Genomic DNA, 22212 nt, shown 5'->3' with positions numbered 1-22212 from the left:
AATTGACGGCGAATCGTCTTTGACTCATCCTTGTCTCAACCAAATGAGCGCAAAAGCGCCGTGGATACTTGAGGCAGTATTATGACGACAACCACCAAAAAGGGCGCAAAAGCGCTCCCTTTAAACACGATTCTATCCGGGGACTGCATCGACGTGATGAACAGTCTACCCGAGGCATCGGTTGACCTGATCTTTGCGGACCCGCCCTATAATTTGCAGTTGAAAGGTCAGTTGCACCGGCCTGATAACAGTCAGGTGGATGCGGTAGATGACCACTGGGATCAGTTTTCCAGCTTTGCGGTCTATGACCAGTTCACACGCGATTGGCTGAAGGCAGCGCATCGGCTGCTAAAGCCCAACGGCGCAATCTGGGTGATCGGCTCGTATCACAACATCTTCCGTGTGGGTTCGGCCCTGCAGGACGCGGGATACTGGATTTTGAACGACGTGGTGTGGCGCAAGTCGAACCCGATGCCAAATTTCCGTGGCAAGCGGTTCACCAACGCGCATGAGACGATGATCTGGGCGTCCAAGCGCGAGGGCGCGAAATACACGTTCAATTACGAGGCGCTTAAGGCCCTGAACGAAGGCGTTCAGATGCGCAGCGACTGGGTGCTGCCGATCTGCACAGGGCATGAACGTCTGAAAGATGAAAACGGTGACAAGGCGCATCCGACGCAAAAGCCGGAATCGCTGTTGCACCGGGTTCTGATTGGCTCGACCAATCCCGGTGATGTGGTGTTGGATCCATTCTTCGGCACGGGGACGACGGGCGCCGTCGCCAAGATGCTGGGGCGTGAATTTATCGGCATCGAGCGCGAGGAAAGCTATCGCAAGGTGGCCGAGAAACGTATCGCCAAGGTCCGTAAATTTGACCGCGAGGCGTTGGAGGTCAGCACCAGCAAACGCGCCGAGCCGCGCGTGCCGTTCGGCCAGTTGGTCGAGCGCGGGATGCTACGGCCGGGTGAGGAATTGTACTCTATGAACCAGCGCCACAAGGCCAAGGTCCGCGCCGATGGCACGTTGGTGGGCGACAACGTCAAAGGCTCGATCCATCAGGTCGGGGCGCATCTGGAAAACGCGCCGTCCTGCAACGGCTGGACCTATTGGTGCTTCAAACGCGACGGAAAGACCGTACCGATCGACGTGCTGCGTCAGCAGATCCGATCAGAGATGCATAACTGATTTCACGAATACCGCCGGTGCCTGTGGCCTGACACAAGGCACTAAGCCTTGCCCCGCCGATCTCGGCGGGGTCTTTTGTTTTTCACATTCCCCTTTCGATGTGAGACTTCTAGGATGTGCAATGCACCGAAGGAGCCTCAGCCATGTCGGACACCGCAGCCAACGAATCTCGGTTCAGTCGTTTTTTTGTGACGCGCCCGGATCAGTACGATCTGGACAACAAATACACAGAAGCCGCGTTAGAACGGCACAAGCGCGAAGGGCTGGAGTTGGCGGTCAGGGCGCGTTGGATCGCCATGGGTCTGACGGGAATATTGTTGATCTTCCTGAACCCGCATTGGGAAGTGATGTGGTATCATTTCATTCTGCTATTGATTTGCGCAAACGGCTGGTTGATCCGCAGGGCTGGTCAGGTTGGGCAATCGCGCACCGAACTTCTGCTGATCTTCGTGGACCTTGTGATCATGACCTTGGGCATGATCGTGCCCAACCCGTTCAGCGATGACGTGCGGCCATTGGCCATGCAGTACCGGTTCGACAACTTTCAGTATTTCTTCATTATTCTGGCCGCAGGTACGCTGGCCTATTCATGGCGCACGGTTGTTGCAATCGGTTCGTGGACTGCGTTGATGTGGACGGTGGGATGGGTGATTGCGTGGTGGGTCTCGACCCCGATTCCGGGCATAAGCGAGCGTGTCGCGCAGGCTTTGTCAGGTTACCCGGATGTGGCTGAACTGCTTGACCCCAACAGCTTTATGCCGTCGCAACGGATTCAGCAGGTGATCGTGTTTATGATGGTTGCCGTAACGCTTGGCATTTCGATGCGGCGTCTCAATCAACTGCTGTTGACCAATGCCGGGCTGGAGCGTGAGCGTGCAAACCTGTCCCGGTATTTCTCGCCAAATGTCGTTGACCAGTTAAGCCAGAATGACGAGCCTCTTAAGCAGGTGCGCAAGGAAAACATCGCGGTTCTGTTCATTGATATTGTCGGATTTACCAAATACGCCGCCGGGCGCGACCCTTATGAGGTGATCGAGGTTCTGCGCGGTTTTCACGCCCGCATGGAGACCGAAGTCTTTCGGCATCATGGGACGTTGGACAAGTATCTGGGCGACGGGTTGATGGCCACGTTTGGAACTCCGGTCCCAACCCCGCTGGACGCTACGAACGCTGTGGCTTGCGCCCGTGACATGGTGCGTGTGGTTGACCGTTGGAACGTCGAACGAAAACGTCAGGGTGAGCCCGAGATTCAGGTGGGCATTGGTGTCCACTATGGATCGGTAGTTCTGGGTGACATCGGCGCAAACAGGCTGGAGTTCGCCGTCATTGGCGATGCGGTCAACGTAGCCGCCAAGCTGGAGGCATTGACCCGCGAGTTCGGCGCGCGTGCCGTTCTGAGTGATGCAATAAACGTGCAATTGCAACAAGAAGGCCAAAACCTACCGGAAGTGATGGAAGGTTTTGCCAAGCACGAAAAACAGACCGTACGCGGTGTCGAGGAGCCGATGGACGTCTGGGTGCTATAGGGTCGGTCTCCCGCCGAATTCATGTGCATCAAAGATGCAAACAAATTCGTTGGGCCCGGCAGCGCGCTGATGCGCGCTGCGGTCAGGCCTTTGGTAAAGGATTTCGTGACGCGTTGTAGGGCGCCCAATCCGTTACTTCGGGATAGTATTGCCGTCGCCAGGCCCGAACGCGCGGGTTCATGACGCGGCGCCAAAGGGGAGGGACCATCGCGGCGACCGTCATGACCGGATAGCCAAATGGAAGTTGCGGCGCGGTGTCTTCCGAGTGGTGTTGCAACAGCGGAAACCGGCGGTTGGGTTTGTAGTGGTGATCCGAGTGCCTTTGCAGGTTGATCAGCAGCCAGTTGGACGCCTTTTGCGATGCGTTCCACGAATGGCGCGGCAGAACATGTTCGTATTTTCCGTCACCCAGGTGTTTGCGGGTTAGGCCATAGTGTTCGACGTAGTTAACCAGCTCGAGCTGCCAGATGGCAACGCCTGCCTGAAGCAGGAACAGGGCCAAGCCCGACCATCCACCAATCAGAAATGCCAACAACAGCATCCCACCCTGTAATGCCCAATACCGCCAGAAGGGGTTGGCGAGGTCGGTCCAGGGGCGGTTCTTGCGCGCCAGCTTGTCCTTTTCGGCGCGAAACGCCGACATCAGGCATTGGCGCAGGACGCGGGGGTAGAACCGGTGAAACCCCTCGTTATAGCGCGCGGTCACGGGGTCACGCGGGGTGCCGACATAACGGTGATGGACCAGCAGGTGTTCGGACCGGAAATGCGAATACAGCACCATCGCCAAAAGGACGTCGCCCAGCCAGCGTTCCAATCGGCCCTTCTGGTGCATCAATTCGTGGCTGTAGTTGATGCCGATCGTGCCTGAAAGAACGCCCATGCCAAAGAACAGGCCGATTTTTGACAGTGATGACAGGTGATCCGTATGCGATGCGTACCAGATCAGGCCATAGAGAGTCAGAAACTGCGCCGGAACCCACGCTTTGGTCAACAGGATATACCATCGCAAGGTTGCGTCAGAGGTGTCGGGATCTGCGTTCCCCAGCTCAAGCCCCGTCAGCCGGTCCAATAGTGCAAAGGCCCACCAGGTCGACAGCGGCACCAGCAAGACCCACCATCCGCCCGCAAATGCGGTGATCCAGATCAGCGGGATCAGCAGGAAAGATACCCAGAACGGGAGGGCAGATTGCCAACGGCTGAGGGTTTCTGCTGCGATCATCGAGTGGCTCCGAACGATTGCGCCAAGATTAGTCCTAGTCTGGTATTCCGCACAATGGGTTACCGTGCGCGCCAGAGGTCGTGTGCCTTGCGCATGACGGTCGGCAGATCGCTGGGTTGAAACCTGTGTTTTTCCACGACAATCAGGTTATCGGGACGCAATCCTTGGGGAAGCTGGGTGGTCCAAATTTGCAGGATCAGGTGGAAATGGGTGAACGTGTGACGCACCTCGCCCGATAGCTGCTGCCATTCTGCTGGAAACGGCGGGGAATTCTCAGGCGCGTCGGTCCAATCCGAGCCCGGCCAGCCCAACATGCCACCCAACAGGCCCTTGTCCGGACGCCGTTCCATCAGCATGTCGCCATTCTCGGCCTGAGCAATATAGATATGCCCGTATCGCGTTGGTTTTGGTTTCTTGGGGGTCTTGCGTGGCAGATCAGCCTGAGTTCCGGCGCTGCGCGCCAGGCAGGGGTCGCGCAATGGGCAGATGCCGCAGGCCGGGGACTTTGGCGTGCAGATTGTTGCCCCCAGATCCATCACCGCCTGCGCATAGTCGCCGGGTCTGCTGTTGGGCGTCAACACGGCGGCATGTTCCTTTAAAACTGGTTTTGAACCCGGCAGGGGATCGTGAATATCGTAAAGGCGGGACATGACGCGTTCGACATTCCCGTCGAGCACAGTTTCGGGCCGGTCAAACGCAATCGCCGAGATTGCGGCAGCCGTATATGGGCCAATACCGGGCAGTTTCAGCAGGGCGTCATAGGTGTCGGGGAACGTTCCATCGTAATCATCTGTCACCACGCGCGCGCATTTCAACAGGTTGCGGGCGCGGGCGTAATAGCCCAGCCCGGCCCACTCTGCCATGACTTGATCGTCGGGCGCTGATGCCAGCGCCTGAACGGATGGCCAGCGGGTCGTGAAGCGCAGGAAATAGTCGCGAACGGCAGCAACCGTGGTTTGCTGCAACATTACTTCGGACAGCCAGACGCGATAGGGATCGGGCTGCACCCCCGCAGCCCTGTCCGCGGGCCCGACCCGCCACGGCATGTCCCGCGCATGGCGGTCATACCAAGCCAGCAATTCCTTGCTTACGTTCAAATCGGCAGAGTCACGCAAGTTTTATGTATCTCCGTGTCGGGTTTCGCTGGCGCCCAGTGTCCTGCCCTTTACAATAGCGGCGCAGGAGTTGGAAACCAGATGCAGCGCAGACGTTCTTCGACCCGCGGGTTCAAACGCACCGCGACATTGCTGAACGACCAGATCAGGCACGCCGGTGAAAGCCGGGGGTTCGCCGTAACGCGCCTTTTGACTCATTGGGCCGAAATCGTAGGGCAGGACATGGCCGCGATCGCGCGACCCGTGAAGGTTGGCTATGGAAAGGGCGGGATGGGAGCTACGCTGACTGTGCTGACCACTGGGCCGCAGGCTCCGATGCTGGAAATGCAAAAGGAACAATTGCGCGGTAAAGTGAACGCGGTCTACGGCTATAACGCCATCAGTCGGGTGCGCATCACGCAGACAGCTTCGACCGGATTTGCCGAGGGGCAGGTCAGTTTCGACCACAAGCCGAAAGCGCCAAAACCCAAGATCGAACCAGAGATTGCGGCCGAGGCGGACCGCGCCGCGCGGGATGTTCACGACGGTGATCTGCGCGCAGCCCTTGAACGTCTGGGCCGTAACGTATTAACCAAACAAAAACGCTGAGAAAGGGCCCAGACATGAGCCGTATTGCAACCGGAATCTGCGCGGCTGTCGCCATAGCCGCTGGCGGCTATTGGCTGTCGCTGTCCAATTCAAACTCTGCCTATCCGCTGATCAGCAGCGCCGAGGCGCAAGAGGCTGATCTGGACACATCGACCATTGTGGAAATGACACTTGGTGCCGAGGATGCACCTGTCGAGATCATAGAATACGCATCCTATACCTGCCCGCATTGTGCAAATTTTCATGCTGGGCCGTACAAGCAACTTAAGAAGGACTTTATCGACACCGGTAAGGTCAAGTTCATCTACCGCGAAGTGTATTTTGACCGCTACGGCCTCTGGGCCTCGATGGTGGCGCGCTGCGGCGGACCCGAAAAGTTCTTTGCCATTTCTGATCTGATTTATGACGGCCAGTCCGAATGGACCCGCGCTGGTGGCCCGGCTGAAATTGTGGACGAGCTGCGCAAGATCGGTCGTCTGGCCGGGATCGACAATGACCAGTTGGAAGCCTGCCTTCAGGACGGAACACGCGCGCAGACGCTGGTGGCCTGGTATCAGGAAAATGCCGAACGCGATGGCGTTCAGGCGACCCCGTCATTTCTTGTGAACGGCAAGAAAGTCGACAACCAGTCTTATGATGACTTCAAAAAGCTGATCGAAGACGAGCTGGGAAGCTAAGTCTTGCAATGGCCGGTCTTCGGACCGGCCACAGATCAGGGTGAAGGGGCGGACTGCAGAAGCAATTGCTTGACTTTGTCGCCCTCGTTCACGTTCAGGCGCACCGGCAGGGTTATGACCTTGCTGCGAAACGCGGCAGGCAGGCGCACGGCATCCTTCTCTGTCGTGACCATCTGCGCCCCAAGCGCGCGCGCCTCAGTCTCGAGCCGCGTCATTAGTGCGGGTGTCAAGGGCTGGTGATCGTCCAACGCCTCGGCACGCAAGAGGGTGGCACCCTGCTGGCGAAGGGTTGCAAAGAATTTCTCGGGATGGCCAATACCAGCAAAGGCCAGCACAGGTGTGTCGGCCCAGTCCATCCCTGTTTGCAGGGGGGCGACCGCGCCGGTCGCATGGGGTACGGTCAGGGCGCTTCCCCAAGTATCCGCGAACTGGTTCTGCGCGTTTTGCTGTCCCAACGAAAGCACAAGATCGGCGCGTTTCAGGCCAATGTCGACGGGTTCCCGAAGGGGGCCTGCAGGCAGGCAAAGGCCGTTTCCAAAACCCCGTTCCGCGTCCACAACGATGATCGAGAAATCTTTGGCAACAGACGGGTTTTGAAATCCGTCATCAAGGACGATGACCGTGGCACCTTCGGCTGCGGCGGCGCGCGCACCTGCCGCACGGTCCTTGGAGACCCAAACATCTGCAAATGCTGCAAGGAGCAGCGGTTCGTCACCAACCTCGGCGGCGGAATGTTTGGCGGGATCAACCCGAACGGGGCCTTCCAGCGACCCGCCATGTCCACGAGTAACCACATGCGTTGTGTGCCATGCGTCGCGCAACTGTTCGATGACCCAGATCACGGTTGGGGTTTTGCCCGTTCCACCCGCGTTCAGGTTACCGACGCAAATGACGGGCACACCGGGGTTCAGACCCGGCCCCGAGGCTACCCGGCGCGCGGTGGCAGCTGCGTAAATACGCCCCAGCGGTGACAGGACCCGCGCTTGCAAGTTCAATCTGTCAGGGGTGGTGTTCCAGAAGTCAGGTGCTCGCATCAACTCAACTCCGCTGATCCAGACAATCCTGCACGATGTCGATCAGGTGATCTGCCTGGGGTGCGCCTTCGGTCACGATCTGCCATCCGGCCAAGGCCATGTCCGCTGCGCAATCGGGGGCCAGAAGAGAGACAACGGCATCGCCAAGTTCAGTCGCGGATTTTACGGTTCGTGCCGCATTTGCCCGGTCCAATTGATCGTACAGTTGCTGATGGCGATGCACAAATGGGCCGTGAATGACGGCAGAGCCAAGTGCGGTCGCGATCAGCGGATCCTGACCGCCCGCGCCGCGTTCCAGAGAACTGGCCATGAAGGTCACAGGTGAGACACGTTGCCAAAGACCCAGATCTTCAGGCTCTGCCGACAGGACGACCTGAGTGTTGTCTTCGATGGTTCCGCCATCGTCCCAGTTGATACAGCGCAGGTCCATGGATTCCAGGCGTCTGTGCAACGGACCGGCTTCGGAAATATCGGCGACGTGAAGGACAAGTGCCAGTCGGGGCAGCATCCGCATGGCCTGACGATGCGCGCTGAGGACCGAGATGAACTCTTTGTCCTGAACCCATGCCGCCAGCCAGACCGGTCGGCCCGAAAAGGCATGCGTCATCTCGATCAACTCGTCTTCCGGCCAAGGGCGTGGGTTGGGGCTGACATGCAGGGGTGGAGAGACCTCGGCCTTGGACGAGGATACACCCAAACGACGAATATGGCGCACGACGTCCGGTGTGGTCGCAAGGATCGTGTGGAAACAGTCAAACGTATATCGGGTGATGTCCGGCAGCCAGCGCCCACCGCGTGCGACTTTGATGTCGACTTCAGCCTCGATCAGGATCAGGGGAATATCCCGCTCGGATGCGCGGGTGATCAGGTTGGGCATAAGCCCACCGCCGATCCAAAGCCCGATATCCGGGCGCCAATGGTCCAGAAAAGCGCGGGCCGCACCGGTCTGTTCCGCAGGCAGATTAACCAACGGATGCGGGCAGGCATCCCATCTGGAAAGATCTGCCTCGGGCGGCGCGGACATGATGATCGAAAGTGTAGGACGGGATTGCCGCAACCGCTGGCAAAAGTCGACGGCCGCGCGTTGCCGGTCCTGTGCTCCGACGTGGATCCAGATCACCTCACCATCCGGTCGGGGAATATAGGGATCGTCTGTCGCGTTGGGCACGCCCCAGGACAGGATGCGATACGCAGCAAGGCTGAGTGAGCGCGGCTTGCTCATGGGGTGATCCCCGAGCCCCGCGGGTCAAGCTGCTCGAAAAGCTGATCGTGAACGGCAGTGCCAGCCGCTATCACACCTGTTAGCCGGGGATGGGGGTTGTTGAACCGCAGCGGCTGTCCTGAACGGTCCGAGCATACCCCGCCCGCCTCACGAATGATCAGGTCTCCGGCGGCGATATCCCATTCCCAACTGGGGCGAAGCGTCAGCATTCCGTCGAACCGGCCCTGAGCCACAAGCGCCAGACGATAGGCGAGCGAAGGCCGGTAATTGCGAAGGAACTCAGGCGGGTGACCGTGCAGCCAATGGCGTGCGTCTAGATTGGGTTTCGCAGCCAGTATCTCTGCGGACTGTAAATCAGTGACGCCAGATACCCGTATTGGCGCGCCGTTCAGCGTCGCGCCTTGTCCCTTGGTGGCCGCATACAGCAAATCGCGACGCGGCAGGTAGATCACCGCCGCCGTCACCTTGCCATCTTCGGCAATGGCCAGAGAATGCGCCCATGTGCGCGATCCTTCGGCAAAACTGCGTGTGCCGTCAATCGGGTCGATGATGAACACGCGGGATTTGCTCAACCGGTCCTCCGAATCCTCGGTCTCTTCGCTGAGCCAACCGTAATCGGGCCGGGCGGCGGGAAGATCCCGTTCGAGCATCGCGTTGACGGCCAGATCCGCCTCGGTGACCGGTCCTGCGCCATCCGGTTTGTCCCACCGCCGCGCAGAACTGCCCGTGTAGCGCGTGGCAATCTTTCCGGCCTCCAGTGCGGCATCAATCAGCAGAGGCAGGTCAGTTGCCGGCAAGTGTCATTCCTTCGATCAGCAAGGACGGAACCACACGGGACAGGTATGTCCGCGCGTCGTTTGCCGGAATGATCCGTTTGAGCATATCGCGCAGGTTGCCTGCGATGGTGCATTCGTTGACCGGAAAGGCAATCTCGCCATTTTCGACCCAGAAACCGGATGCACCGCGGGAATAGTCACCCGTGTTCGGGTTGATCGTCGATCCGATCATCGAAGTTACAAGCAACCCTGTGCCCATGTCGCGCAGCAATTCCGCCCGGCTTTGATCGCCTTGTGTCAGGCTCAGGTTCCAGTTGCTGGGCGATGGTGGGCCGGACACGCCCCGCGCGGCGTTTCCGGTTGAAGCCATATCAAGCTTGCGCGCACTGGACAGGTCAAGGGTCCAGCCGGTTAGCGTGCCGTTTTCAACGATGGCCCTGCGTCGGGTGGGCAAACCTTCGGCATCGAAGGGGCGCGAACCCGAAATACGCGGGCGGTGCGGGTCTTCGATCAGCGACAGGTGGTCGGGCAGTACCTGCTTACCCAGACAATCCGATAGCCAGGATGCGCCACGTGCGATGGCCGCGCCGTTGCTGGCCCCCAGAAGATGACCAATCAGCGATGACGAAATGCGCTCATCAAACAGAACCGGATAAGTCCCTGTTGCGGGTTGGCGGGCGCCGAGCTGTTGCATGGCACGTTCTCCGGCACTGTGGCCGATATCAGCCGGGCTGCGCAGGTCTGACTGGAACGTGCGGCTGTCGCCGTCGTAATCACGCTCCATCCCGGTGCCTTCGCCCGAGATTGCAACGCAGGATGTGGATCGGCTGCTGCGCACATAGCCGCCTGAAAACCCGTTTGTGGCGGCCAGATGGACGCGATGCGTCCCGTATGAGGCGGCCGCGTCAGAAACTTGAGTAACGCCCTGAACAGAAAGCGCCGCTGCCTCGGCCGCCAGTGCGTCCTGCATCAGGTCCTCGGCAGAAGGTTCAGCGGTAGGGTCAAAAAGTTCCAGTGCCTCAATGTCCCAATCCGTTGCAAGCTGGTCAGATTGGGCAAGGCCTGTGTAGGGGTCATCGGGTGCTTCACGCGCCATGGCAACGGCGCGTTCGGCCATGGCCTTCAGGGTTTCCGGACGGCTGTCCGAGCTGGAAACAATAGCTTGGCGTTTCCCAAGAAAAACGCGCAGCCCCAAATCGGTACCTTCCGACCGTTCCGCATGTTCCAGCGCCCCGCCACGGACCTCGACCGAGACCGATGATCCGTCAAGTACGATGGTATCTGCTGCTTCGGCCCCGGCTTTTAGGGCCGTTTCCAACAGGTCTTGGCTGATGTCTTCAGGTGTTCGGGTCATGAGGTCTCCGGTCTGTATATATTGGACCTAGCGTTGCACCGCGCTGCTCGCAAGACCTGAAGCCGGGCAAGGGCGAATCCGGAATTCAAACTATGGTGCAAATTGACCCCTGGAGAGGTTTTCGACGAAGCTCCAAGGGTCGCTGATTACGGCACATTGCCTGAAACTATGGAAATCGGCCTGCCGGGTCGGGCCTTTGCCATCGTCCGTCAATCTGATCCGACGGCCCGGCACATGGGTCGAGAGAAGGCCGGTTGGCCTTCTCTCTTTAATGGTTACTTGAGGCGTTGACCGTTGGCCACGATATGCCCGTCTTCGGTAAACTCGATTTTCGAGTTCAGCGTATCGGGCTCTTCGCCGGGAACAGCCATCAAACCCATCATCATCCGTGCGCCCAGTGCGTCGCTGTCCGATATCAGGCCCATGCCGATCAGTTTGTCGATCAGTGTATTCGCGCCAGTCAGCGTCAGGTTTGCAGCCCCTGTCGGGTTAGGCAATCCGCCTAGTTCTTCGGTGTTGCTGTTGTCGAAGGTAAAGTCGCCCGTACCCGTCAGCTTTGCCCCGACCAGCGAGATCAGCAGTTCGTTGATCTTGAGAGAGTGCAGTTCGCCCGGTGCATCTTCGGCGAATTCCAGCGATTCTACGGCTTCGGGATCGAAGAAGTTGGTCAAGACCTTGGCCGTGCCCGACGTATCAATCGAAATCGTGGCCGGATCGCGCGGAAGTGCGCCCGCCGGATCAAACATGCTCCACAGCACGTCGGACATGGTGAAATCGGTCATGTTGATGGCAAATCCAAAGGGCTGGATTTCTTCGGACTGCTGAATGGGAAACTCGAATTTCAGCCCGGCATTGGCCATCGCTATTTCGATCGGGAAAGGAAGGTCAGCAGTTGTCACGGCCAGTTTTGCGCTGTTTTGTTCAACGTCATAGGCCAGCCGCTGTGCGTTAAAGCTTGCGGCAAAGCGACCGCCCTCGGACTCGCTGCCCATCGAGAACGCCTCGCCGTCACTGGTGCCGGCCATCGCGGTCGTGCCAGAGCCGTATGTGAACAGGCCCGAAAACTCGAACCCGGCGTCGTAAAAGGCTTGCGGGTCCGACATGTCAAAATCGGATGGGATCACGCTGGTGCCTTCAAAATCAAGCTGGCTCAGGTTGCCGTCGATCTTTGCGGTTTCGTCGCTTTCAGGATCTTCGAATACCAGACCATAGGTCAGTCCAGCGGCCTTGAACGTCTGATCAACGCTACGGTTTTCGCCAACCTTCATCCGCGAGCTGCCGGTCAGGTCGTTCATTTCCATATTGGCGCCAAGGATATCGCCGGGCATTTCTTCACCGTTGACATCCACACCATCCAGCTTGATGCCAAGCGAGGCTGCGGAATAGTCATAGGTCATATCTTCGGGCGCCCCGGATACAACCATTTCAAGACCGTTATGGGTGTAGAGAATATTGGCCGAGAAAGTCTCGCCCTCACCCTCGCCCGAAACGGTCATGGGGAAGCTTTCGGGGAAACCGATGCTGACAGTCCCGTCCCCGTTTTCGGTAAGGGTCATCTGCGGAACCAGCATCTGGAATGTCGCGTCTTCCTCTGGCAGAGCCATTGCGATGCTCATGTCGCTGACGCTCGTCACGTTTCCGTCTACGGATTGTTCGCCGGACACGGTATATCCCATCTGGGTAAGATAGGACTGCCAGTCGTTCCAGACATCCTGCGCGGTCAAATCGGCCAGCGCGCCCTGAGTCACAATGGCATAGGCAAATACTGCGCCGCAGCTACGGCGAAGAAAAACGGACATTACAGAACCCTTCTTGATAAATCTTGCGCGCATCGTCGTGTCTGTGGCGGCGGGCGTCAAGGGGCAAGGGGTGGACCCTTTCCCCCTTCGCACGGTAGAGGTTCACACAATTTAAAAACAACGGAGGTACAGGGTTCATATGCAAGGGAAAACCGTACTGATCACAGGGGCAAGCCGCGGCATCGGGGCCGAGGCTGGGCGTGTTTTTGCCGCAGCCGGGGCAAACGTCGCTCTGGTCGCGCGCAGCCGCGATCAAATTGCAACCCTGGCCGAAGCGCTGGGCGATAACGCAATGGCGCTGCAATGCGACGTGAGCGATTTTTCTCAGGTAGAACAAGCCGTTGCTGATTGCGTGGACCGGTTTGGCGGATTGGACGTTTTGATCGGGAATGCCGGTGTTATTGACCCGATCTTTCACATGTCCAGCGCCGATGTCGCAGCGTGGAGCAGTGCGATCGACATCAACCTGAAGGGGGTCTTTTACGGAATGCGCGCGGCACTGCCCGTGATGCGTGCGGCCGGTGGCGGCACTGTGCTGACCGTATCCTCGGGCGCGGCATCAAACCCCATCGAGGCGTGGAGCCATTATTGCGCCTCGAAAGCGGGGGCGAAGATGCTGACTGAGTGCTTGCATCTTGAAGAAGCCATCCATGGCATCCGCGCGATGGGGTTGTCGCCCGGAACCGTCGCCACCGATATGCAGCGCGTCATCAAGGCAAGCGGCATCAACGCGGTAAGCCAACTTGATTGGAGCGATCATATCCCGGCTGATTGGCCTGCCCGTGCGTTGCTTTGGATGTGTTCAAAGGATGCGGATGAGTTTCTGGGAACTGAAATTTCGTTAAGGCGCGAAGACATTCGGCAAAGGGTGGGGCTGACGTGATTCAACTGACCAAGACTGACGGGTTGTGGACTGTCACTCTGAACAACCCGGGCAAGGCCAATGCATTGACCGGGGCGATGCTGGCCGAACTGTGTGAAATTGCGGAAAACGCGACTGAGGCTCGCGCCCTGATCCTGACCGGTGCAGGCAAGGTATTCAGCGCCGGTGCCGATCTGGACGAAGCCCGCGCGGGCCTTGCGACCTCGGACCTGTGGGAGCGTTTGTCAGGAGCCATCGCAGCTTTGCCATGCCTGACGGTCGCTGCACTGAACGGCACATTGGCCGGTGGTGCCAATGGTATGGTTCTGGCCTGCGATCTGCGTATTGCGGTGCCATCGGCCAAGTTCTTTTACCCGGTGATGAAGCTTGGATTTCTGCCGCAACCTTCGGACCCAAAGCGTATGGCGGCATTGATCGGCCCGGCACGCACCAAGATGATTTTGATGGCGGGACAAAAGATCACCGCGGATGAGGCGTATTCCTTTGGTCTGGTGGATCGCGTTGTAGAACCTGACCTGCTGATGCAAACGGCGCATGAGCTGGTTGCCGACAGTGTGCAGGCCGATCCCAGAATCGCGCAGGGTATCGCAAGGCTGTGCGAATGAGGTTATCTGGACTTCGGTTGCGCGTTTCTGATCCGGAACGATTGTCGGTATTTTACAGCGATGTTCTAGGCATGACGGCTCAAGCTCAGGGCGTATGCCAGCGTGTCGGCTATGGCGGCCCTGACGCCGACGTGGTCATGATGCCGGGTGGCGGCAAATACAGCCACGATCAGGGGCAACGATATTGGAAGATCGGAATAACCCTTCCCGATGTGGACCTGGCGGCGACCTTCCTGCGTCACAAGGGGGTGGAGGTTTCGGATCCGAAGCAATTTCTGGATATTGGTTACATGTGCCACCTCAAAGATCCCGAGGGGTTCGTGATCGAACTGTTACAGTGGGATTTTGAAGGTAATCGGCCTGAAAATGCGGCCACTTCGTCACACCCATTTGCAAAAGCGTGCCTTGGTCAGATCACGCTGCGCACGGGCGATATCGCTGCCGAGGATGCATTTTGCCGCGCGCAGGGGATGCGCTTGTTGTCGATGCAGGATGTTGCGCAATACGGGTTTGACCTGCATTTCTATGCGTTCACGGATGAAACGCCCCCAAATGCGGATTTATGGGCTGTCGAAAACCGGGAATGGCTGTGGAAAAGGCCGTATACCACGCTGGAGTTTCAGCACGCTTCCGGTGGAACTTTCGCGCCTTCCCCGGACTATCGCGGGCTTGAGATCAGCGGGCTTTCGTCCCCGGTAAGGGACGCCTTCGGGGATCAAGTTTGGCCTGGTTGATCAACGCGGGCGCCTGCGGCCCGGCACTTTCGAGCGAAAACTGGGCGGGCGCTTGCGAACCCAATTCAAGAATTTTTCCAACCTTGGATGCGCACGCAAAGCCTCTACCGTATTGAACTCGCGCGCCAACTGGCCCTCGGTCAGGGTTGCGTGGACTTCCTTATGGCAAATCACGTGCAGTAAAACGGTGGGCCCGCCCTTGCCCCCTTTGAGTTTTGGGATCAGATGGTGCAGGCTGCCGTCCCCATCCGGGATCGGACGGTCGCAAAGTGGGCAGATTGGATCAATTTCCGGCATGACTTGGTAAGAGTTGCGTTGGATTCGGCAGAAGGCAATAGGACAGGAATGGCACAGGCAGTGGTGATCGGGGCAGGGCCCGCTGGCCTGATGGCTGCGCAAGAGCTTGCGGCGGCCGGTCACGACGTTTTGGTGGCCGAGGCCAAACCATCGGTCGCGCGCAAATTCCTGATGGCCGGGAAGTCGGGATTGAATCTGACCAAGGATGAGCCATTCGAAGACCTGATGCAATCCTTTGGTCCTGCTACCCTGTGGCTGCGTCCTATTGTGGCCGAATTTGACGCAACCCATGTTCAGGACTGGGCCCGTGATCTGGGGCAGGAGGTGTTTACCGGGTCCACTGGGCGCGTATTTCCAACTGCGATGAAAGCCTCCCCCTTGCTGCGCGCATGGCTGGGTCGGCTCGGGTCGGCTGGCGTTGAGATCAAAACGCGCTGGCGGTGGATCGGATGGGAGGACGAAGCTCTGGTCTTCGAAACACCTGACGGCAAACAAAGTGTAAACGCGGATGCAACGATTCTGGCACTGGGCGGCGCAAGTTGGGCACGGTTGGGCTCTGACGGGCAATGGGCACAAATTCTGGCGGCCAAAGGGGTTCCAATTGCCCCGTTCGAACCGGCGAATTCGGCCCTTTCGGTGGATTGGAGCCATCACATGCGCCCTCATTTTGGCGCGGCCCTGAAATCGGTTCAATGGCTGGCCGGGGACGTCACCAGCCGAGGCGAAGCCACAATTTCCGCCAATGGGCTAGAGGGCGGAGGATTGTATTCACTGACCCCCGCCTTGCGCCAAGGTGCTTCGTTGCATGTTGATCTTACACCTGACTTGGAAACGTCTGTCCTGACGGAACGTCTATCCACCAAAAAGCCCAAGGCAACCGTGTCGCAGTGGCTGAAGAAATCGCTGCGACTGTCCCCTCAAAAAGTTGCTCTGTTCCACGAAGTGACAAAGAGTGAGGTTCTTGCGTCAGATAATTTGATTCATTATATCAAATTCTTACCCGTTCATCACGCCGGTCTGCGCCCCATGGACGAGGCGATCTCGACCGCTGGGGGCGTTGCCAAAGCGGCTGTAGATGACAGACTTATGCTTACGTCTTTGCCGGGGGTTTTTTGTGCTGGTGAAATGCTGGATTGGGAGGCCCCGACCGGGGGATATTTGCTAACGGCATGTCTGGCAACCGGGCGTTGGGCAGGTCGCAGAGCTTGCGTTTGGCTGGAAACCGGGCGCTAACGCGGCCGTGCAAGCATTGCCAGACGGATCATCGCCCGTTCAACAAGCGCCATTGCCGGGGCCGTCTGGCCTGCGGATCGCAATGTCAGGTCCGTATCTGTCAGAACGGTCAGGGCCGTCTGCAATTTCGCGGCACCCCAACCTTGCGCTTGTCGTACAATTCGATCCCGGCGCTTTCCATAGATTGGCGGGCGCATCTTGCCGATCCCCTGCGCCGCACCACCAGGATCTGAGGCACATGCATATAACGTGCGGAAATGCCGAGTGGCCCCGATACACAACGCGACCGCATCGGTGCCCTGCGATTGCAACCTTCGGATCAGCGGACCAATCTCTCCGGCGCGACCCTCGGCAACGACGTTGAGAACATCATCCAATGCGGTCTCGGTCGAGCGCGGGGCGCAAGCTTCGATATCTTCGATCGTCAGTTCAGTTGCGTCGCCGGACTTGTAAAGCGACAGCTTTTCAATGGTTTGAGAGAAATCGCCGGGGCTGATGCCGGTAGCCAACTCGGTCAGGGCCGACATAGAATCCCGAGGGATATTCTTCAAACCGGCCTGCGTCAGGACCCGCTCAATCTCGTTGCGCGAGGGCGGATCATCGTAAATTCCGGTCGCAAAGGCCGCGGGATGGGCCTCGAACGCCTTGCGCATTTTTGAACTGACTTTGAGCTGCCCTGCGGTGACGACCACCTGCGCATCACCGGGACGCCAATCCTCCAGCGCCGCCAGAATCGCTGGCGCTGCTGCATCTGTTGCGTCTTCGACCAGAACAGCGCGCGGTCCGGGAAAGAAGCCAACTGCCTTTACCGCATCTAAAAGCGCGGCGGGGTCCGCGCGCAAGTCGGCCCCTGGCAGACGGGTCAGGCGCATCTCTTCTTCGGCATTGGGGCCCAACAGCGCCGCAAGAACCTGCTGGCGCTTTAGCGCCACGCGCATGGCGTCGGCCCCGTAGATCAGCAGACCGGTCTTGTCCGCGTCCGGTTTAGCGAAATAGCCCTCGGCCTCGCGCGGGCTGAGTTTCATTGTGTCAGGCCCGGCGCCGCGTAAAGGCGGCTGACAATCTGATCAGAGAGAATGACCATCAACCGGTCAGTGGCGTCGCGCTCATCCGCAAGGGTCGACACTGTCGAACCCGCTGCCGAATACCCGACAAAGTCCGAAACCGTTCCAGATGTCATAACCTGACCTGTTTGATTCGACTTAAGGGCAAATCTGGCACGGCCCTCAATCGTATAACGGTCGGTTTCGTTGGTGGTCCGGATGGCCGCGCGCCGCGTCTGGGTGACCAGATTTACATCCAGTTGGTAGTCTTTGACTGAGCCGGAACTGCGACCCAGCCGTTGTTCCAGATTTTGAACCAGCAAATAGCTTTCAACATCATTTGGGGCGGAAACCTGGACCTTTCCGTTCAGGGCATCGCCTGATCCGCCGGGGGCGTAAACGGGTTCAAAACCGCAGGCGGCTAGCGCCAGCGGCAGCATTAACAGGGTTCTGCGGTCAAACAACGACATTCACGATCCGGCCTGGGACAACAATCACCTTCTTCGGCGCATTGCCATCCAGCGCCTTTTGCACAGCTTCGGTGCTGAGCGCGATTTTTTCAACCTCGGCTTTGTCCATATCCTTAGGAACGCTGATTTCCGCGCGGCGTTTGCCGTTGATCTGGATCGGCAGGGTGACGGTATCATCAACCAGCATCGCCTCATCCGCGACAGGCCACGGGGCGGTCGCCACCAAGCCCTCGCCGCCCAGCAATTGCCAGAGCTCTTCGGACAGGTGCGGTGTCATAGGGGACATCAACTGCGCCAGCGTCTTGGCGGCCTGACGCTTGGCGTCAGAGCCTGCCTTGGACTTGGCCAACGTGTTGGTAAAGGCATAAAGCTTGGCGATGGACGCGTTGAAGCCGAAGGATTCGACCCCGCCTGATACATCGTGGATGGCCTTGTGCATTTCGCGCAGCAGGGTTTCATCCTCGGCATTGGCCGGAGCGTCAGATTCGGCGATTTCGGAAGCGATACGATGCACGCGGCTGAGGTGCTTGAACGCGGCCTCGGCCCCTGATGCTGTCCACTCAACGTCACGCTCCGGCGGCGAATCGGACAAAACGAACCAGCGCGCGGTATCTGCACCAAAAGCCGAGATGATGCTGACCGGATCCACCACGTTCTTCTTGGATTTCGACATCTTGGCCGAGGGGATGATCTCAACCTCGGTGCCGTCGGCCAGTTTGCCGTCGGTCACGTCCTCGGGCAGGTGATAGACCGGGCGGCCATTGGCGTTGCGAGTCTGGTAGATCTCATGCGTCACCATGCCTTGGGTGAACAGCGCATCAAATGGTTCGATGGCTTTTTTCGGCAGGTGGCCGGTGATTTGCATCGCCCGCGCAAAGAAGCGGGAATAAAGCAGGTGCAGAATCGCGTGCTCGATACCACCGATATACTGGTCGACATTCATCCAGTATTCGGCTTCGGCCAGATCGGTGGGCGTTTCGGCGCGCGGAGCGGTGAACCGGGCGAAATACCATGACGAATCGACGAAGGTATCCATCGTGTCGGTCTCGCGCTTAGCAGGCGCGCCACAGGACGGGCAAACACAGTCGCGCCAGGTCGGGTGACGGTCCAGCGGGTTGCCGGGTTTGTCGAAAGTCACATCGTCGGGCAGGCGAACCGGCAGATTCTCTTTCTTCTCGGGCACCACGCCGCATGTGTCGCAATGCACAACGGGAATCGGGCAGCCCCAATAGCGCTGGCGGCTGAGGCCCCAATCGCGCAGGCGGTATTTGGTTACACCTTCGCCCCAACCGACCTTTTCGGCGAAATCGACGGTGGTGTTGATGGCTTCGTCGCCTGTCGCCTCGGTCAGACCGGCGAAGTGATTCACCCAGCGGACTTTTTCGGTTTTCGGCGGTACGAAGGCCACCTTGTCGACCGGGGTGTCATCGTCCAGCGCAAAGAATGTATCGATCACAGGCAGGCCGTACTTACGGCAGAAATCAAGGTCGCGTTGGTCATGCGCCGGGCAGGCAAAGATCGCGCCGGTGCCATAATCCATCAGGATGAAATTGGCGATCCAAACCGGCAGTTCCCAATTCGGGTCCAGCGGATGCTTGACCTTGATGCCGGTGTCATAGCCCAGCTTTTCGGCGGTTTCGATGGCCTCTTCCGTGGTGCCACCCTTGCGGCATTCCGCAACAAATTCAGCAACTTCTGGGTTTTCCGCCTCAAGCTGTTTGGCGATCGGGTGGTCGGGTGAGATACCGACGAAAGACGCCCCCATCAGCGTATCAGGGCGGGTCGTGTAGACGGTGATCGGCTCGCCGCCATCAGTGCGTTCAAAGCCGAACTGAAGGCCGCGCGACTTGCCGATCCAGTTTTCCTGCATCAGGCGGACTTTGGCAGGCCAGTTGTCCAGCGTATCCAACGCGTCCAGCAATCCCTCGGAATAGTCGGAAATTTTGAAGAACCATTGCGTCAGTTCACGGCGCTCGACCAGAGCACCCGAGCGCCAGCCGCGGCCGTTTTCGACCTGTTCATTGGCCAGAACGGTCATATCGACCGGATCCCAGTTCACCACGGCGTTCTTGCGGTAAACCAGGCCAGCCTCGAGCATATCGAGGAACAGCGCCTGCTGCTGGCCGTAATATTCCGGGTCACAGGTGGCGAATTCGCGCGACCAGTCGATCGACAGGCCCAGCGGCTTCATCTGCCCGCGCATGTCGGCGATATTGCCATAGGTCCAGTCTTTGGGGTGGCCGCCAATAGCCATCGCCGCGTTTTCCGCAGGCATCCCAAACGCGTCCCAGCCCATCGGGTGCAGCACGTTGTGGCCGGTTGCCAGTTTGTGCCGCGCGATCACGTCGCCCATCGTGTAATTACGCACATGGCCCATATGGATTCGGCCAGACGGGTAGGGGAACATCTCAAGCACGTAATATTTCGGCTTATCCGCCTTGTGGTTGGCGGTGAAGATCCCGGCCTTGTCCCAGGCCTCTTGCCATTTAGCTTCGATTTCGTTGGCCGAGTAGCGCGACATCGTGCGGTCCTTCATGAATGAAAACGCCGGGAATGAACCCGGCGTGGTAATATTGTGGTTTTCGGCGGGTTGCTAGAGCTTGTTGTCCGCAATGCGCAACTGACGGGCGCGGGACAGGATGGCATCCTCGACCGCGCGTGTAGTTGCGGCGCTGACCGGTGCGCCGCCGCTGGACTGCAATGCCACCGACAAAGAGCGCGCCGCCAGAGCCGGGTCGCTGATATGAACCGTCGCCCGATACGAGCGTCCGCCACCCGGAGGTGTCCCGTAACCCGTTACAATTATGCCAGTAAATGGGTCGACCTCTTGCACGGGCAGGAAATTCAATACATCCAGCGACGCCGCCCACAGATAGCGGTTCACATTTGTAACCTGCTCTGCGTTTCTGGTGTCGAAGACATCCCAGATGGTCGAACGGTTGGGATCGTTCAGTTCGCGTTCGCTTGATCGGCCGCTGTCTGTATTAAGCAGATCAGGGTTCGGCGCGGCCCCTCGATTCTGTCCGCAGGCCGACACTGCGGCAGCCACTATGATCAAACCGATAATCGTCTGCAGGCGCATCGTCGACTGGTCCTGTTTCACTTGGTCTCGTTCGTTCAGTGATACTCCTAGACAAGGTCCAGTGCGGCAACAACCCTCTTATTGTAACAAATAAGCGGTATTGCCGATGCTTTAAGGCTCAAAACGGACTGTGGCATCCTTGCACCAATCTGTTGCCAATGCAGGCCGTCCAATTATGCCGTGCTTGCGCGAAGGGGGCAAAAAGAGCGAAACGGTTCCCGTGCTGAGACATGTGCTGAGGCATGTGTCGAGTAGAAAAACTTTGAAACCGAGGGAAACAAGATGAAAAAAGTTCTCTTCGCATCGACCGCTCTGATCGCAACCGCAAGTGTTGCAGCGGCCGACGTACGCTTTAGCGGTTACGGCCGCTTTGGTATTGGATACCAAGAAGACCGCACCGGTTCGGTTGCGAACTTCACCACCACCGCAAGCGGTGCAATCACCGGTGCTGGTACCACCACTGTCGACACCGACAACACCATCCTGATCTCGCGCTTCCGTCTGAACATCGACGGCGTCGTTGAAACCGATGGCGGCGTTGAGTTCTCGGCTCGTGTTCGTCTGCAGGCTGACGAAAACGCCGGCAACGGTGAAGCAAACGCAGCCGGCCTGAACGGCGCACGCTTCTCGGTCATCTACGGTGGTCTGCGTGTTGACGCGGGCAACGTTGCAGGTGCATTCGACAACTTGGCAAACTACTACGGTAACGAGCCGGGCCTGGAAAACTTCATCGGCCAGTACTCGGGCGTTGACTACAGCTTCCTGGGTTACTCGTCGACCGGTTCGGGTTCGAACGCCGTGTTCTTCCAGTACGCAGTTGGCGACTTCGCATTCGGCGCATCGTATGACCAGGCAACCGTTGCTCTGGGCGGCGTTCCTGAAGATGCAGACCGCTGGGACATCAGCGCGACCTACACCTTCAACAACATCACCGCAGCTCTGGCCTATGGTCAGACCGACGCGGGTTCGTTCGGCGATGACCCTGACCTGCTGGTCTTCACCCTGGGTGGTGAATGGGGCGACTTCTCGGGCACCCTGTTTGTTGGTGACGAAGGCGACACACCTGTGAACTCGGCTGGTGAAGCAACCGACGACACCTTCTACGGTCTGTCGGCAGCTTACAACGTTGGTTCGGCTCTGACCCTGACCGCCGCTTACGGTGACGGTTCGGCTGACGGTGACACCCGTCAGTATGGTATCGGCGCAATCTACGACCTGGGTGGCGGTGCATCGCTGCGCGGTGGTATCGGCGACACCAAAGTCGGTAGCGCAGACAGCACCATCCGTGCTGACTTCGGTGCTCAGTTCAACTTCTAAGTTGATCTGAACCGCAAGGTTTAAGGGCAGGTCTTCGGACCTGCCCTTTTCTT

21 protein-coding genes are annotated in these 22212 nt (G+C 58.7%); 9 read left to right on the top strand and 12 right to left on the bottom strand.

What is annotated here, in order from left to right:
* Positions 1 to 81: 81 nt before the first annotated feature.
* Both RUESEDTHA_RS15165 and RUESEDTHA_RS15160 read left to right on the top strand, forming a co-directional pair.
* Positions 82 to 1185, top strand: a complete 1104-nt coding sequence (locus RUESEDTHA_RS15165; protein WP_171124496.1) for a site-specific DNA-methyltransferase — start codon at positions 82 to 84, stop codon at positions 1183 to 1185.
* Between the two features lie 143 nt (positions 1186 to 1328).
* Complete coding sequence (locus tag RUESEDTHA_RS15160) at positions 1329 to 2711, top strand: adenylate/guanylate cyclase domain-containing protein (protein ID WP_180887599.1); 1383 nt, start codon at positions 1329 to 1331, stop codon at positions 2709 to 2711.
* Positions 2712 to 2793: 82 nt separating this feature from the next.
* Here RUESEDTHA_RS15160 and RUESEDTHA_RS15155 read toward each other — a convergent pair whose 3' ends face one another.
* Together RUESEDTHA_RS15155 and RUESEDTHA_RS15150 are read right to left on the bottom strand one after the other, a co-directional pair.
* Positions 2794 to 3930, bottom strand: a complete 1137-nt coding sequence (locus RUESEDTHA_RS15155) for an alkane 1-monooxygenase (protein WP_180887598.1) — start codon at positions 3928 to 3930, stop codon at positions 2794 to 2796.
* A gap of 59 nt (positions 3931 to 3989) precedes the next feature.
* Positions 3990 to 4976 carry an A/G-specific adenine glycosylase gene (locus RUESEDTHA_RS15150; protein ID WP_370456803.1) on the bottom strand — a complete coding sequence of 329 codons (987 nt, stop codon included), beginning with the start codon at positions 4974 to 4976 and terminating at the stop codon, positions 3990 to 3992.
* A gap of 150 nt (positions 4977 to 5126) precedes the next feature.
* On the opposite strand from RUESEDTHA_RS15150, the gene RUESEDTHA_RS15145 reads away from it, so the two are divergent.
* Both RUESEDTHA_RS15145 and RUESEDTHA_RS15140 read left to right on the top strand, forming a co-directional pair.
* A complete protein-coding gene (locus RUESEDTHA_RS15145; protein ID WP_180887596.1) occupies positions 5127 to 5633 on the top strand; it encodes a DUF721 domain-containing protein in 507 nt (168 codons plus the stop codon).
* Positions 5634 to 5647: 14 nt separating this feature from the next.
* Positions 5648 to 6310, top strand: coding sequence for a DsbA family protein (locus RUESEDTHA_RS15140; protein WP_180887595.1), 663 nt, complete (start codon positions 5648 to 5650; stop codon positions 6308 to 6310).
* Positions 6311 to 6345: 35 nt separating this feature from the next.
* Here the strand turns inward: RUESEDTHA_RS15140 and lpxK are convergent, their stop codons facing one another.
* The 5 genes from lpxK to RUESEDTHA_RS15115 all read right to left on the bottom strand — a co-directional run bounded on the left by lpxK (position 6346) and on the right by RUESEDTHA_RS15115 (position 12495).
* Positions 6346 to 7344: a tetraacyldisaccharide 4'-kinase gene (gene lpxK, locus RUESEDTHA_RS15135; protein WP_180887594.1), complete on the bottom strand. Its 999-nt coding sequence runs from the start codon at positions 7342 to 7344 to the stop codon at positions 6346 to 6348.
* Between the two features lie 4 nt (positions 7345 to 7348).
* Entirely contained in the window at positions 7349 to 8566 is a 1218-nt protein-coding gene (locus RUESEDTHA_RS15130; protein ID WP_180887593.1) for a 3-deoxy-D-manno-octulosonic acid transferase, read from the bottom strand.
* Positions 8563 to 9363, bottom strand: a complete 801-nt coding sequence (locus RUESEDTHA_RS15125) for a 3'(2'),5'-bisphosphate nucleotidase CysQ (protein ID WP_180887592.1) — start codon at positions 9361 to 9363, stop codon at positions 8563 to 8565. Before RUESEDTHA_RS15125 ends, RUESEDTHA_RS15130 begins: the two co-directional genes overlap by 4 nt.
* Positions 9350 to 10696, bottom strand: coding sequence for a TldD/PmbA family protein (locus RUESEDTHA_RS15120; protein WP_180887591.1), 1347 nt, complete (start codon positions 10694 to 10696; stop codon positions 9350 to 9352). Before RUESEDTHA_RS15120 ends, RUESEDTHA_RS15125 begins: the two co-directional genes overlap by 14 nt.
* A 275-nt stretch (positions 10697 to 10971) precedes the next feature.
* Positions 10972 to 12495 carry a DUF2125 domain-containing protein gene (locus tag RUESEDTHA_RS15115; RefSeq protein ID WP_180887590.1) on the bottom strand — a complete coding sequence of 508 codons (1524 nt, stop codon included), beginning with the start codon at positions 12493 to 12495 and terminating at the stop codon, positions 10972 to 10974.
* 139 nt (positions 12496 to 12634) lie between these two features.
* On the opposite strand from RUESEDTHA_RS15115, the gene RUESEDTHA_RS15110 reads away from it, so the two are divergent.
* Genes RUESEDTHA_RS15110 through RUESEDTHA_RS15100 form a run of 3 tightly spaced genes read left to right on the top strand, consistent with a single transcriptional unit; the run spans position 12635 to position 14717 of the window.
* Positions 12635 to 13378, top strand: a complete 744-nt coding sequence (locus RUESEDTHA_RS15110; protein ID WP_180887589.1) for an SDR family oxidoreductase — start codon at positions 12635 to 12637, stop codon at positions 13376 to 13378.
* Positions 13375 to 13983, top strand: coding sequence for an enoyl-CoA hydratase/isomerase family protein (locus RUESEDTHA_RS15105; protein WP_171211131.1), 609 nt, complete (start codon positions 13375 to 13377; stop codon positions 13981 to 13983). Before RUESEDTHA_RS15110 ends, RUESEDTHA_RS15105 begins: the two co-directional genes overlap by 4 nt.
* Positions 13980 to 14717, top strand: a complete 738-nt coding sequence (locus RUESEDTHA_RS15100; RefSeq protein ID WP_180887588.1) for a VOC family protein — start codon at positions 13980 to 13982, stop codon at positions 14715 to 14717. The genes RUESEDTHA_RS15105 and RUESEDTHA_RS15100 overlap by 4 nt, the downstream gene beginning before the upstream one ends.
* Here RUESEDTHA_RS15100 and RUESEDTHA_RS20905 read toward each other — a convergent pair whose 3' ends face one another.
* Complete coding sequence (locus RUESEDTHA_RS20905; RefSeq protein ID WP_255431759.1) at positions 14718 to 15014, bottom strand: HNH endonuclease; 297 nt, start codon at positions 15012 to 15014, stop codon at positions 14718 to 14720. It lies immediately after the preceding gene.
* A gap of 48 nt (positions 15015 to 15062) precedes the next feature.
* On the opposite strand from RUESEDTHA_RS20905, the gene RUESEDTHA_RS15095 reads away from it, so the two are divergent.
* Positions 15063 to 16247: a TIGR03862 family flavoprotein gene (locus tag RUESEDTHA_RS15095; protein WP_180887587.1), complete on the top strand. Its 1185-nt coding sequence runs from the start codon at positions 15063 to 15065 to the stop codon at positions 16245 to 16247.
* Here the strand turns inward: RUESEDTHA_RS15095 and holA are convergent.
* The 4 genes from holA to RUESEDTHA_RS15075 form a co-directional block, all read right to left on the bottom strand.
* Positions 16244 to 17272: a DNA polymerase III subunit delta gene (gene holA, locus RUESEDTHA_RS15090; protein ID WP_180887586.1), complete on the bottom strand. Its 1029-nt coding sequence runs from the start codon at positions 17270 to 17272 to the stop codon at positions 16244 to 16246. The genes RUESEDTHA_RS15095 and holA overlap by 4 nt on opposite strands.
* A complete protein-coding gene (lptE, locus tag RUESEDTHA_RS15085) occupies positions 17269 to 17760 on the bottom strand; it encodes an LPS assembly lipoprotein LptE (protein ID WP_180887585.1) in 492 nt (163 codons plus the stop codon). The genes holA and lptE overlap by 4 nt, the downstream gene beginning before the upstream one ends.
* A complete protein-coding gene (gene leuS / locus RUESEDTHA_RS15080; protein WP_180887584.1) occupies positions 17747 to 20281 on the bottom strand; it encodes a leucine--tRNA ligase in 2535 nt (844 codons plus the stop codon). Before leuS ends, lptE begins: the two co-directional genes overlap by 14 nt.
* Positions 20282 to 20353: 72 nt before the next feature.
* The gene (locus RUESEDTHA_RS15075) at positions 20354 to 20842 is read right to left on the bottom strand and encodes a DUF3576 domain-containing protein (RefSeq protein WP_171124687.1); all 489 of its coding nucleotides are present in this window, start codon (positions 20840 to 20842) and stop codon (positions 20354 to 20356) included.
* Between the two features lie 282 nt (positions 20843 to 21124).
* On the opposite strand from RUESEDTHA_RS15075, the gene RUESEDTHA_RS15070 reads away from it, so the two are divergent.
* Positions 21125 to 22159, top strand: a complete 1035-nt coding sequence (locus RUESEDTHA_RS15070) for a porin (RefSeq protein ID WP_180887583.1) — start codon at positions 21125 to 21127, stop codon at positions 22157 to 22159.
* Positions 22160 to 22212: the final 53 nt, after the last annotated feature.

The sequence above is a fragment of the Ruegeria sp. THAF57 genome, assembly GCF_903914075.1.
In the GTDB taxonomy this organism is placed as follows: domain Bacteria; phylum Pseudomonadota; class Alphaproteobacteria; order Rhodobacterales; family Rhodobacteraceae; genus Ruegeria.
This window is presented reverse-complemented; position numbering and strand designations above follow the sequence as displayed.